Genomic DNA, 12,895 nt, shown 5'->3' with positions numbered 1-12,895 from the left:
TTACACGCTGCTACACGATGATCGTCATCGCAAACAGAGGCTGGCTCGTTAAGCGGACATAGCACCTCAAACCCTGCGGAGAGATCATGATCCCCAACCCGAATACCGAATCAACCCTGTTCATCCAATCCCTCAAGGGCGCTGGCGTCGCCATCAGCAATGAGCGCGAAGTAATCGAACGCCTCGAGGAAGCCCGCGAATGGCACTACGCCTTCACGACGCTGGTCAAGCAGGGAGACAGGATCGGCATCAACTTCATGGCCAATCCAGACATGCAATCGGCCAAGTTATCAGCCGAGTTGCAGCGCGTCTTTGCTCTGTACCGCTTTCCCGACCAGACCGAATCGATTTTTGAAGCCAGGCTTTTGCACTAGGGCCGCAGGAAATCGCGGTACATGGCCTCGGCCCAGGCGGCATCCTCGCCGGCCGGATTCGGCTCCCGCACCTGCTTGACCTGCTGCATGAGGAAACCATCGCCACGCTGCCGATAGCTGGCTTCGAGGCGGATGTATTCAAGCGGCTCGACGCTGCTCACCACGTGGCAAACGCTCTCCGGCAGCAGCACCGGGAAGGCCTTTCCGGTAAGGCCAGCGGCGATCTGCCGGGCGACGATGGCGCCCATGCGGTTGGCGACATGGCCGGTCTTCGGATAATGGCCGAATAGCGGCGAGGCCAGACCGGCCGCATCGCCGATGATGAAAACCCGTTCGTCGGCGACGCTGCGAAAATCCAGGGCGCCCTGATCGGCCCAGCCGGTGGACCGGCCGCCCTCATCGTGGCGAATCAGCCCGGCCTGCCACAACAGGTCAGCCGCTTCCTGCGGCGGCGATAGCAAGGCTTCGTCGAAGCGGATGTCGTCGATATCCGTCATCACCGTCTTGCGCGCCAAGTCGACCTGGCGGACCTTGGCGTGATCAAGGTAGGTAACTTGCGCCTTGAAACGGTCGAGCAAAATGGATTTGAAGGCCGGCATCATCGGGTTCGGATCGATGATGACCAGCTTGCCGGGAATTTTCTGCGTCTTGAGCCACCAGGCGATCAGCATCGCCCGTTCATACGGCGCCGGCGGGCAACGGTAGGGCGCTGGCGGAACGGTCATGAGCAGGTCGCCGCCCTTGAAAGCGGCGAGGCGTTTCTTGAGCACCGGCAGATCGGCGGCATTGAGCATGGCACCTGAATAGCGCTGGCGCAGTTCGGCCACGGCCAGCGGGTCGTTGACCTGCCAGGCGGCGTAGTTTTCACGAATGCCCGGGGCCAGCACCAGCCAGTCGTAAGGCAGGCGGCCGGAAGCCGTGTTCACCGTGCGCTGGGCGCGATCGATGCTGTCGACACCGGCCTGCACGAAGCGGTAGCCCTTGGTGGCAGCAAGGGCAGCGTAGTCCTGCCGTTCGATGTTGCTGTTGCCGTGATCGACCAACCAGCGGTTGCTCAGGGCGAACGAGGTAAAGGTCGGCTGGCGGTCGACGAGCGTCACCTCGATGTCGGGGGCCAGCCGCCGCAAATGGCTGGCGGCCGACAGGCCACCCCAGCCGCCGCCGACGATGACGACCCGCTCGCCGGCCGCGCGCAGCGGCCGAACCAGCGGCAGCAGCCCGGCCGCGAGCAGAAACTGACGGCGACCGCTTTTCATTGGTAGCGCAGTGCCTCGATGGGATCGAGTTGGGCCGCCTTCTGGGCCGGATACCAGCCGAAGAAGATACCGACACCGGCCGCCACGGCAAAGGCGATGAGCGCCGCGCTGCCGGAAATAACGATGACCATGCCGGTAAAGACGTTGATACCGAGCGCGACGCCGAGGCCGATAAGCAGGCCGAGCAGACAGCCGGCGAAGGAAATCATCACGGCTTCGAGCAGGAACTGGCTCAGGATGTCCTTCTGCCGGGCGCCGATGGCCATGCGGATGCCGATTTCGCGGGTCCGCTCGGTGACCGAGACGAGCATGATGTTCATGATGCCGATGCCGCCGACGAGCAGCGAAATCGAGGCGATGGCGCCGAGCAGGATGGACATCGTGCGCGTCGTTTCGGCCTCGGATTCGGCCGCTGCCGACAGGTTGCGCATGAAGAAATCGTCCGGCGTGCCGTCGCGCAGGCGGTGGCGCTGACGCAGGAGGCTGGTTACGCTGTCCATGACTTTCGGCATCGCTTCGGCCGAATCGGCCTGAATCATGATCATCCGCACCGAACCGAGGAAAGGCGTGCCGAACACCTTGCGCTGGGCGGTGCTCAGCGGAATGATCACGGTGTCGTCCTGGTCGCGGCCGTCGAGGTTCTGCCCCTTGCTGCCGAGCACGCCGATGACCAGGAAAGGATTCTGCTGGATGCGCATGGTCTTGCCGACCGGATCTTCGGCGCCGAACAGGTTCTCGGCCACGGTCTTGCCGATAACGGCCACCCGCGTCGACGAACGCACGTCGGAATCGCCGAAACCGGCGCCGTTGACGATATTCCACGCCCGCGCCTCAAGATAGGCCGGCGTCGAACCGACGACCTGCGAACTCCAGTTCTGCGAGCCATAAACCAGTTGCCGCGAGCCCTGGTGCGTCGGCGCCACGTTGGCGACACCGTCGAGTTCGGCGATGGCTTCGCCATCGGCCACATTGAGCGTCGGCCCGCCGGCCGAGCCACTGCGCACGCCGGCCGTGGTGAAGGAACCGGAAAGGACGATGAACAGGTTCGAACCCATCGTGCTGATCGTCTGCTGGACGGCGTACTGCGCGCCCTGCCCGATGGCCATCATGATGACCACGGCACCGACACCGATGACCATGCCGAGCATGGTCAGCGCCGTGCGCAGGCGATTGGCGCCCATCGCCAGCCAGGCTTCGCCGAGCATCGCTTTCAACACGGGGAAACCTCCCGATTGCGGCTTATAGGCAATTCCCACGGTCGACCGGAAAAAATGGCCAAAATTGAAATGCTCGCCCTCATGCCGGTGCGTGCTCCGTCAGGTGATCGCTGACGATCTCGCCATCGAGAAACTTGACCTGCCGCTTGGCGTGCGCCGCGATGTCCGGCTCATGGGTGACGAGCACAATCGTGATGCCCTCGGCGTTGAGTTCGCCGAACAGGCGCATGATTTCCTCGCTGGTATGGCTGTCGAGATTGCCGGTCGGCTCGTCGGCGAGGATGAGTTGCGGGGAGTTCACGAGCGCCCGGGCAATCGCCACGCGTTGCTGCTGGCCACCGGAAATCCGGCTGGGCAGCGATTCGGCGTACTGACCGAGGCCAACCTTGCCGAGCAGTTCGCGCGCCTTGGCCCGCCGCGTTTCCTTGTCGGCACCGGCATAGACCAGCGGCAGCGCGACGTTGTCCTGCAAAGTCATGCGCGGCAGCAGATTGAAGCCCTGGAAAACGAAACCCAGCGTCCGGTTGCGCAGGATGGCCAGGGCGTCCTTATCCATCTGCGCGACATTCTTGCCGGCCAGAAAATAGTCGCCCATGCTCGGCGTATCAAGGCAGCCGAGCAGGTTCATGAAAGTCGATTTGCCCGAGCCGGACGGTCCCATGATGGCGATGTACTCGCCGGGCAGGATATCGAGATTGACCCCCTTCAGCGCCGGGAATAGCCCCGCCGCCGTTTCATAGGATTTGCCCAGGCCGACGACCCGGATGACTGATTCAGCCATCAGAACATCCGCATGCCGACGCTGGACGGCTTGCCGCTCTGACCACCACCGCCGTTCTCGCCGGTGACAATGCGGTCGCCTTCCTTGAGTTCGCCGCCGACGATTTCGGTGTTGCGGTTGTCGGTGATGCCGAGCTGGACACTGACCGGTTTGAGTTCCTCCCCGGTCAGTACATAAACTGTGCCGCTCTGGCTTTCGCGCTTTTTGCCCTTGCCGGCACCGGCCTTGGCAGCGCTGCCATCGGCCCCGGCGCCCATGCCCGGCCCGACACCGGAAGGTCCTGCGGTCGACGGCGATTTTTGCCCATTTTCCGGTTTCTTCTCCCCAGCATCGGCCGGCTTGAAGCGCAGCGCGGCATTCGGCACGAGCAGCACACCCTCGCGCTTCTGCACGCCGATATTGACGTAGGCCGTCATGCCCGGCAACAACACCTGCTCCGGATTGGCGACGTTGATGCGGACGTTGTAAGTGACGACGTTTTGCTGGTTGGTCGGGTTCAGCCGAATCTGCTGGACGTCGCCGATGAAACTGCGGCTCGGGAAGGCATCGACCGTGAAGCGCGCCTTCTGCCCCTCGCGGATGTTGCCGATATCGGCCTCGGCAAAGCTCGTGTCGATGCGCATTTCCGACAGATCCTGAGCGATCTTGATCAGCGTCGGCGTCTGGAAGCTGGCTGCCACCGTCTGGCCCAAATCAACCACGCGGTCGATGACCACACCATCGACTGGCGAGCGGATCACCGTGAAATTGAGGTTGGCCCGGTCGCGCTCGTTCTGCGCCCTGGCCAGCGCCACCTGCGCCCGGGCCGACTTGAGGGCCTGGGTGGACTGGTCGTACTCCTGTTTCGAGACGTACTCCTGGGCGATCAGCGACTTCATGCGCGCCTCGTTGGCCTGTGCCAGTTCGAGCGTCGCCTGGGCGTTGATCACATTCGCCGCGCTCTGCCGCTCGGTAGCCGAGACCAGCGCGTCGTCAAGCTCAAGCATCACCTGGCCCTTTTTGACCTTGTCGTTGAAATCGACATAAAGCTTGCGCACGGTGCCGGAAACCTGCGTACCGACGCTGATCAGCACCACCGGATTGAGCGTGCCGTTGGCCGACACCGTCTGCGTCACGTCCCCCTTCTCGACCGCAGCCAGCTTGTAGCGGGTTTCCGGGTTGTGCGCCGCGCGCTGCTTGCTGTACCAGACGCCGCCGCCGATCAGGCCTGCAATCACCGTGACGCCGAGCAGAATCTTGCCGATTTGTTTCATGGTCTTCCTTCCGCCGCTGGTTGCAGCAGCGTGTAATCGAGCGCGCCCATGGACTGAGCCAGCGTGGCGCGATAAACATTCCAGTCGAGTTGCGCCTGAATGCGCTGCAGCCGGGCACTGGCCAGGGCGCTCTGCGCCACCAGCAGGTCAAGCACGGTGCCAACGCCGGCCTTGTAGCGGCCGAGCGCGACGCGCTCCGACTGCTCGGCACTGGCCACCAGATCGGCCGATGTCTTCAGGCTTTGCGTCGCCGTCGTCAGGCTTTGATAAGCCTTCCAGACATCGAGCGCGATCTGGTTCTTGATGCGGTCGCGCTGAGCGGTACGAACATCGGCCAGCGCCGCGGCCGAACGCACGCGGTAGGTCGTATCGAAACCGGCAAAGATCGGCACGTTGAGCGTCAGGCCGATGCTGCCGCCCTGAGTGACGATGCCGGCGTTGTTCTGCCAGCTCGGCCCGGCCGCCAGCGAAACGGTCGGCCGGCCCTGGGCACGGGCCAGGTCGACGCTCGCCTCAGCCGCCTTGAGCTGCGCCTCGGCCGCTTTGAAGTCGGGCCGCCGGGCCTGCGCCTCGGCGATCATGGCATCGACCTCCTTCTGGAAAACCAGTTCGGCCGGCAAGGCCGGCAGTTCGGCCAACACAATTTTCTGCTGTGCCTCGAAACCGAGCGCATTGGCCAGCGCCCCCAGCCCGTTGCGGGCATCGCCCTCGGCCCGGATGCGGTTGAGCGTCGCCTGCGACAGCGCCGTCTGCGCCTGCAGGCGATCAGCCGGCGTGGCGACACCGACGTTGTAGCGCGCATCGGCCGCCTGAAAAGCTTCGCGCGCCGAACGCTCGGCCTCGCTCGCCGAAATCACCGCCGCCTGCGTCGCCTGCGCCGTGTAGTAGGTCTGCAACGCGGCGAGAAACAGCGACTGGACCGTCGCATCCTGCGTCGCTGCGGCTGCATTGAGCAATTGCTGGGCATTCTCGACATTGGCCGAACGCTGGCCGAAATCGATCAGCAGCCAGGACAGCGTCAGCGCCGCGGCCCGTCGGTTGTACGAACCATCGTCATACTGAAAACGCGTCGCGCTGACACTGGCATCGAGATTCGGCAACCAGCCGGCCCGGGCGACGCCGACCAGCGCCGCCTGTACCCGGGCCGAAGCCCACACCTCGCGCGTCTGCGGGTGATTGCACAAGGCCAGATCGACGGCATCGAGGGGGGTCAGCGCCGTCGCCGGCAAGGCCGTGGCACAGGGCGCTTCGCCAACCCGGGCAGCCAGGCTGGGCGACACCTTGAGCGGCGCCATGGCGTCAGTGCCGAACGGATCGTCCAGACCACCCGCCCATGCGGGGAATGCTGCGGTCAACAGGAAAAAACAGGGTAAAAATCGCATGGACGGAAGTTTAGCCTTCCCGTATAAATTCAGGCGTTACAGTTTGTTTCAGGAATCAAAGCAACCCGGCCTGTTCTCGCGCTGACCGGAGCCAATCATTTCATCACGGTATTCTGAAAAACCAGAGACACCGATTATCGTCACCTTCGCCAAGCCTGGACAGCCGCCCAGATCAAGAAAAACGCACCCGGAATGGCGCTGATTCGCCGGGCAAGGGCAGGCGCATTGCGGTAAAATCGCGCCCACTATGTTCTATCCTCTCATTCGCAAGTTCTTTTTCGCCCTCGACGCCGAAACCGCCCACGGCATCGGCATGAATGGCATCGATTTTCTCAACGCCGCCGGCTTCTCCTGCCTGGTCGCCAAAAAGGTCGCCGCCTGCCCGGTCGAGGTCATGGGCCTCAAGTTTCCGAATCCGGTTGGCCTGGCCGCCGGCCTCGACAAGAACGGCGACCACATCGATGCGCTGGCCAGGCTCGGCTTCGGCTTCATCGAAATCGGCACGATCACGCCGCGCCCGCAGGATGGCAACCCGAAGCCGCGCCTGTTCCGCATCCCGGAAGCGCAAGGCATCATCAACCGGATGGGCTTCAATAACGCCGGCGTCGACAAGTTGCTGGAAAACGTCCGCCGCGCCGAATTCCCGAAAAAGGGCGGCATTCTCGGCATCAATATCGGCAAGAACGCCACGACGCCAATCGAGAAGGCCGCCGACGACTACCTGATCTGCCTCGATAAGGTGTACAACGACGCCAGCTACGTGACAGTCAACATTTCCTCGCCGAACACCAAGAATTTGCGCGAATTGCAGAAGGACGAGGCGCTCGACGACCTGCTTTCCCAATTGAAGGCCAGACAACTGCAACTGGCCGACCAGCACGGCAAATACGTGCCGCTGGCGCTCAAGATCGCCCCCGATCTCGACGACGAGCAGATCACCGCCATCGCCGACGCGCTGCGTCGTCACCGTTTCGACGGCGTCATCGCCACCAATACCACGCTGTCGCGTGACGGCGTCGAAGGCCTGCCAAATGGCGCCGAAACCGGTGGCCTGTCGGGCAAGCCGGTTTTCGCCAAATCGACGGCCGTGCAGAAAAAACTGGCGATTGCCCTGGCCGGCGAACTGCCGATCATCGGTGTCGGCGGCATCATGGGCGGCGAGGATGCAGCCGAAAAAATCCGCGCTGGCGCCAGCCTGGTGCAGTTCTACAGCGGTTTCATCTACCGCGGCCCCGATCTGGTGGCCGAAGTGGCAGAAACACTGGCCCACGTCATGCGGAAAAACACCTAAAGCCACAAGCAGCGCGCGGTTGTTTGCACTGCAGCAAAGCCCGATAATACGCGCCTCAAGTTTGCCTAATTTATGAGCCACTACTTATTCATCCTCGTCGGCGCGGTGCTGGTCAACAACGTCGTGCTGGTGAAGATCCTCGGTCTTTGCCCCTTCATGGGCGTTTCCAAAAAACTGGAGACCGCCTACGGCATGGGCGCCGCCACGACTTTCGTGCTGACCATGGCGACCGGCGCCAGCTACATCATCGATCACTACCTGCTGATGCCGTTCGGGCTCGAATACCTGCGCACCCTGTCCTTCATCGTCACCATCGCCGCCATCGTCCAGCTGACCGAAATGGTCATCGCCAAAACCTCGCCGACGCTGCAGCAAACGCTGGGCATCTACCTGCCGCTGATCACCACCAATTGCGCCGTACTCGGCGTGCCGCTGCTCAATATTTCGAACGGCTACAACTTCATCGAGTCCCTGCTCTTCGGCGCCGGTAGCGCCTTTGGCTTCTCACTCGTGCTCATCCTCTTCGCCGGCATCCGCGAACGCATCGAAGGTGCCGATGTGCCCACCCACTTTCGCGGCGTCGCCATCGCCATGGTCACCGCCGGCCTGATGGCGCTAGCCTTCATGGGCTTCGCCGGCCTGGACAAGTACCAATAATGGACATCCTCCTCGCCATCGCCATCATGGCCCTTGGGGCTGTCGTGCTCGGTGCCTTGCTCGGCTTTGCCTCGGTCAAGTTCAAGGTCGAGGGCGATCCGCTGATCGAGAAGATCGAGGCCATCCTGCCCCAGACCCAGTGCGGCCAGTGCGGCTACCCGGGTTGCAAGCCTTATGCCGAGGCTATCGCCAACGGCGATGAAATCAACAAGTGCCCGCCGGGTGGTGTCGAGGGCGTCCAGCGCCTGGCCGACCTGCTCGGCCGCGAGGTCAAGCCGCTCGATGCCGAAGAAAAGCCGAAGCAGATCGCCATCATCGACGAGAACACCTGCATCGGCTGCACGCTGTGTATCCAGGCCTGTCCGGTCGACGCCATCGTCGGCGCCGCCAAGCAGATGCACACCATCGTCGCCCAGCAATGTACCGGTTGCGAACTGTGCCTGCCGCCCTGTCCCGTCGAATGCATCCGGATGGAACCGATCGGCGAAAACATCGACAACTGGAAATGGAAATATCCGGTCGTCGAGATCAAACCTGAAATGAGCAAGGCTACGGCCATGAAAGCGGCCGCCTGATGTTGATGAACCTGTTCAAATTCAAGGGTGGCGTCAAGCCACCGACCAACAAGACGCAATCCGTCACTCTGCCCATCGCCCAGGCGCCGCTCCCCTCGCGCCTCGTCGTGCCACTGCACCAGAGCATCGGCGGTATGCCGCAGCCGACCGTCCAGGCTGGCGACAAGGTGTTGAAGGGTCAGTTGATCGGCGAGGCCGATGGCTGGATCTCGGCCGCCGTCCATGCCCCAACCTCGGGCACCGTGCTCGAGGTGGCCATGCACGTCCAGCCCCACCCGTCGGGCCTCGATGCACTGTGCGTCGTCATCGAGCCGGATGGCAAGGACGAGTGGATCGCCCACGCCCCGCTCGACTACGCCGCGATGCCCCCGGAAGCCGTGCGCGAACATCTCCAGCAATCGGGCGTCGTCGGCCTCGGCGGCGCGGTTTTCCCGACTCACGGCAAGCTCACCGCCTCGAAAACGGTGCCAATGGAAGAACTGGTGATCAACGGCGCCGAGTGCGAGCCCTTCATCACCTGCGACGACCTGCTCATGCGCGAACGCGCCGAGGAAGTCGTGCGCGGCATCGGCGTCTTCCGCGACCTGCTGCAACCGAAAAAGGTGCTCATCGGCATTGAGGACAACAAGCCGGAAGCGGCTGCCGCCATGCGCCTTGCCGTGCAGACGCTCGGCGAGACCTTCGAAGTCGTTCAGGTACCGACCCTCTACCCGGCCGGCGGCGCCAAGCAACTGATCCGCGTTCTGACCGGCAAGGAAGTCCCGGCCTCGAAGCGTTCGACCGACCTCGGCGTGCAATGCTTCAACGTCGCCACCGCCTACACCGCCTGGCGGGCCATCGCTCACGGCGAACCGGTCGTTTCGCGCCTGGTCACGCTATCCGGCAACGTTCATGCACCGCGCAACTACGAAGTGCTGATCGGCACGCCGATGGGCGAGTTGCTCAAACTGGCCCAGCCGCACCCGGACACCGACGGCATCATCATGGGCGGTCCGATGATGGGCTTTCTGGTGCCGGACGCCAATGTCCCGGTGGTCAAGGCGACCAACTGCCTGATCGCTCATTCGGAGCGCCTGTTCCCGCCCAAGGCGCCGGAAATGCCGTGCATTCGTTGCGGTTCATGCGCCCAGGCTTGCCCGCACGAACTGCAACCGTTCGAGATGTACTGGTTCTCGCGCGCCAAGAATTTCGGCAAAACGCAGGAATACAACATCTTCGACTGCATCGAATGCGGTTGCTGCTCCTTCGTCTGCCCATCGCGCATTCCGCTGGTCCAGTATTTCCGCTTTGCCAAGAGCGAAATCTGGGCGCGCGAACGCGAAAAGAATGCCTCCGACCAGGCCAAGGCCCGCTTCGAGTTCAAGCAGTTGCGCGAAGAGCGCGAAAAGGCTGACAAGGCTGAAAAGCTGGCCAAGGCCGCCGCTGCGCAAGCTGCCAAGAAAGCGGCCGAAGCCGCCGCTGCCGCGGCCGCAACGACTGAAACCAATGGCCTGTCGGCCGATGCACCTCCCGCGGCAAGCGAGCCGGCGCCCGCTTCTACGGTCGACGCGGCAAAAGCTGCAAAAATGGCCACTATCGAAGCCGCCATGGCCCGCGCCAAGGCGCAACGTGAAGCCGTCCAGCCGAAGAACACTGAAAACCTGACGCCGGAACAGCAGAAAGCTGCAGCCGACATCGAGGCGCGCCGTATCGCCGCCCACCTGACAGAGCCCGAGCCAGTAGCCCCGGCCAGCGAGAAACCCGAGTAATGTTCGCCCCCGCCCCCTTCCTTCTCAAAGATGTCAGCGTCAGCCAGGTGATGATCCAGGTCTGCGTCGCGCTGATCCCGGGCATTGCCGCCTATGCCAGCCTGGTCGGCCCGGCCATCCTGGTTCAGCTGGTCATCGCCACGCTCGCCGCACTGCTCGCCGAAGCGATCATGCTCAAGGTTCGCGGCAAACCCCTGGCGCTCTTCCTGACCGACGGCTCGGCCATCGTCACCGCCTGGCTGATCGCCCTGACTTTCCCGCCGCTGGCACCGTGGTGGCTGGTCGTCACCGGCACCGTCTTTGCCGTCGTCGTTGCCAAGCACCTCTACGGCGGGCTGGGCCAGAACCCTTTCAACCCGGCCATGGTTGCCTTCGCCGTGTGCATCGTCGCCTTCCCGGCGCTGATGTCGCAGTGGCCCAGTGTCGGCCTGCAACTGGGGCTGATTGACCAGATGAACATCATTCTCGGCTGGGCACCACGCGTCGATACGCTGACCGGCGCCACCCCGCTCGATGCGATGAAAACGGCGCTCAAGCTGGGCGAAGGCAGTTTCGATGTCACCACGCTGCTCGCCAACCAGGATATTTACGGCAACTTCGCTGGTCGCGGCTGGGAATGGGTCGCTGCCGGCTACCTGCTCGGCGGGCTGTGGCTCTGGCATCGCAAGCTGATCACCTGGCATGTGCCGCTCGCCTTCGTCGCTTCCCTGAGCCTGATTTCCGGCGCGCTCTGGCTCTATAACCCGGGCCAGTTTGCCAGCCCGCTCTTTCACCTGCTCTCCGGCGGCGCCATGCTCGGCGCCTTCTTCATCGCCACCGACCCGGTTTCCGGCTGCACGACACCGCGCGGCAAGCTGATCTTTGGCGCCGGTGCTGGCCTGCTCGCCTACATCATTCGCGTTTTCGGCGGCTATCCGGACGGCGTCGCCTTCGCCGTTCTGCTCATGAACCTCTCCGCCCCGCTCATCGACCTGCTGACGCAGCCGCCGATCTTCGGCATGAAGGACAAGGCATGAGCGCCGCCAAGGAATTTTCGGCAACCGGCATGGCGGCACGCACCGCGGCCATCCTGTTCGTTTTCGTGATCATCTTCACCGGCCTGCTCTCCGGCGCCTACTTGTGGACCAAACCGGCAATCGAAGCGTCGGCGGCCGAAGAAAAGATGAAGCTGGTGGACGAGGTACTGCCACGCAGCGAATACGACAACGCCCTGCTCGAAGACACCATCACGCTGCCGGCAACGGCCGAACTGACGCTGACCGACCCTTCCCTGCTCTACCGCGCCCGCAAGAATGGCCAGCCCGTCGCCCTGGTTTTCGAGGCCGTCGCCCCCGATGGCTATGCCGGCAAGATTCGTCTGATCATCGCCATGCGCGCCAGTGGCGAAGTCGCCGGCGTACGCGTGACACAGCACAAGGAAACGCCGGGCCTCGGCGATTACATCGAGCTCAAGAAGGACAAGAACAAGGCCCGGCCGTGGATCACGCAATTCAACAGCATGGCGCTGACCAAGGTCGCCGACAAGGACTGGAAGGTCAAGAAGGATGGCGGCCTGATCGACTATCACGCCGGTGCAACCATCACCCCGCGCGCCGTGTCCAAAGCCGTGCTGAAGGCCGTCAAATGGGCCGAAGCCAATCGTGACCGCCTGTTCGCCGAAGGAGCCGTCAAATGATCACGCGTGACGAATTCAAGACCATCGCCGGCAACGGCATCTGGAAGCAGAACACCTCCATCGTCCAGATTCTCGGCCTGTGTCCGCTGCTCGCGGTGACCACCAACGCGGTCAATGGCGTCATGCTGTCGCTCGCCACCATCGTCGTCATGGCGCTGTCGGGCGTCGCCATCGCCAGCCTGCGCAACTTCATCCCGCACGAAATCCGCATCCCGGTCTTCATCCTGATTGTCGCCGCGCTGGTCACCGTCGTCGACCTGCTGTTCAACGCCAACCTGCATGAGTTGTACCTAGTGCTCGGCATCTTCATTCCGCTGATCGTCACCAACTGCATCGTGCTCGCCCGCGTCGAAGCCTTTGCCGCCAAGAACCCGCCGCTGCAATCCACCTTCGACGGCATTTTCATGGGCGTCGGCATGTTGTGGACCCTGGCCCTGCTTGGCGCCATGCGCGAATTTCTCGGTAGCGGCACCATCCTCGGCGGCATCGACATGGTTTTTCCCAGCCTGCAACCGATCCAGGTGCTGCCGGAAAGCTACCCCGGCTTCCTGCTCGCCCTGCTGCCGCCCGGCGCCTTCATTCTGCTCGGCTGCCTGATCGCCTGGAAAAACTGGATGGAAGCCAAGGCCGCCGAGCGCGCCAAGCGCAAGCCGCCAGCCCCAGTCGCCACGGCCGGTTGCCACTGA

Annotated in this window: 13 protein-coding genes; 8 read left to right on the top strand and 5 right to left on the bottom strand. The window is 63.3% G+C overall.

The window, feature by feature from the left end:
- Positions 1–86 precede the first annotated feature (86 nt).
- Positions 87–374 carry a hypothetical protein gene (locus KI613_RS06455; protein WP_226404378.1) on the top strand — a complete coding sequence of 96 codons (288 nt, stop codon included), beginning with the start codon at positions 87–89 and terminating at the stop codon, positions 372–374.
- Here the strand turns inward: KI613_RS06455 and KI613_RS06450 are convergent.
- From KI613_RS06450 to KI613_RS06430, 5 genes are all read right to left on the bottom strand, one after another.
- Positions 371–1,630 (bottom strand): FAD-dependent oxidoreductase, encoded by a 1,260-nt coding sequence (locus KI613_RS06450; RefSeq protein ID WP_226404377.1) that lies wholly within the window; start codon positions 1,628–1,630, stop codon positions 371–373. The genes KI613_RS06455 and KI613_RS06450 overlap by 4 nt on opposite strands.
- Positions 1,627–2,847: an ABC transporter permease gene (locus KI613_RS06445; RefSeq protein WP_226404375.1), complete on the bottom strand. Its 1,221-nt coding sequence runs from the start codon at positions 2,845–2,847 to the stop codon at positions 1,627–1,629. The genes KI613_RS06450 and KI613_RS06445 overlap by 4 nt, the downstream gene beginning before the upstream one ends.
- Positions 2,848–2,926: 79 nt before the next feature.
- Positions 2,927–3,628 (bottom strand): ABC transporter ATP-binding protein, encoded by a 702-nt coding sequence (locus tag KI613_RS06440; protein ID WP_226404373.1) that lies wholly within the window; start codon positions 3,626–3,628, stop codon positions 2,927–2,929.
- Positions 3,628–4,881 carry an efflux RND transporter periplasmic adaptor subunit gene (locus KI613_RS06435; protein WP_226404372.1) on the bottom strand — a complete coding sequence of 418 codons (1,254 nt, stop codon included), beginning with the start codon at positions 4,879–4,881 and terminating at the stop codon, positions 3,628–3,630. The genes KI613_RS06440 and KI613_RS06435 overlap by 1 nt, the downstream gene beginning before the upstream one ends.
- The gene (locus tag KI613_RS06430) at positions 4,878–6,263 is read right to left on the bottom strand and encodes a TolC family protein (protein WP_226404370.1); all 1,386 of its coding nucleotides are present in this window, start codon (positions 6,261–6,263) and stop codon (positions 4,878–4,880) included. The genes KI613_RS06435 and KI613_RS06430 overlap by 4 nt, the downstream gene beginning before the upstream one ends.
- A 247-nt stretch (positions 6,264–6,510) precedes the next feature.
- On the opposite strand from KI613_RS06430, the gene KI613_RS06425 reads away from it, so the two are divergent.
- The 7 genes from KI613_RS06425 to KI613_RS06395 all read left to right on the top strand — a co-directional run bounded on the left by KI613_RS06425 (position 6,511) and on the right by KI613_RS06395 (position 12,895).
- Positions 6,511–7,554, top strand: a complete 1,044-nt coding sequence (locus KI613_RS06425) for a quinone-dependent dihydroorotate dehydrogenase (protein WP_226404368.1) — start codon at positions 6,511–6,513, stop codon at positions 7,552–7,554.
- Between the two features lie 72 nt (positions 7,555–7,626).
- Positions 7,627–8,211 (top strand): electron transport complex subunit RsxA, encoded by a 585-nt coding sequence (gene rsxA, locus KI613_RS06420; protein ID WP_226404366.1) that lies wholly within the window; start codon positions 7,627–7,629, stop codon positions 8,209–8,211.
- 5 nt (positions 8,212–8,216) lie between these two features.
- Positions 8,217–8,786: an electron transport complex subunit RsxB gene (rsxB, locus tag KI613_RS06415; protein ID WP_226405709.1), complete on the top strand. Its 570-nt coding sequence runs from the start codon at positions 8,217–8,219 to the stop codon at positions 8,784–8,786.
- Complete coding sequence (gene rsxC / locus KI613_RS06410) at positions 8,786–10,534, top strand: electron transport complex subunit RsxC (protein ID WP_226404365.1); 1,749 nt, start codon at positions 8,786–8,788, stop codon at positions 10,532–10,534. Before rsxB ends, rsxC begins: the two co-directional genes overlap by 1 nt.
- A complete protein-coding gene (locus KI613_RS06405) occupies positions 10,534–11,550 on the top strand; it encodes an RnfABCDGE type electron transport complex subunit D (protein ID WP_226404363.1) in 1,017 nt (338 codons plus the stop codon). The genes rsxC and KI613_RS06405 overlap by 1 nt, the downstream gene beginning before the upstream one ends.
- Positions 11,547–12,209: an electron transport complex subunit RsxG gene (gene rsxG / locus KI613_RS06400; protein WP_226404361.1), complete on the top strand. Its 663-nt coding sequence runs from the start codon at positions 11,547–11,549 to the stop codon at positions 12,207–12,209. The genes KI613_RS06405 and rsxG overlap by 4 nt, the downstream gene beginning before the upstream one ends.
- Complete coding sequence (locus tag KI613_RS06395) at positions 12,206–12,895, top strand: electron transport complex subunit E (RefSeq protein ID WP_226404360.1); 690 nt, start codon at positions 12,206–12,208, stop codon at positions 12,893–12,895. The genes rsxG and KI613_RS06395 overlap by 4 nt, the downstream gene beginning before the upstream one ends.

This window comes from Ferribacterium limneticum (assembly GCF_020510585.1).
Lineage (GTDB): Bacteria > Pseudomonadota > Gammaproteobacteria > Burkholderiales > Rhodocyclaceae > Azonexus.
The sequence above is the reverse complement of the archived record's forward strand: the minus strand, read 5'-3'. Positions and strand labels throughout refer to the sequence as shown.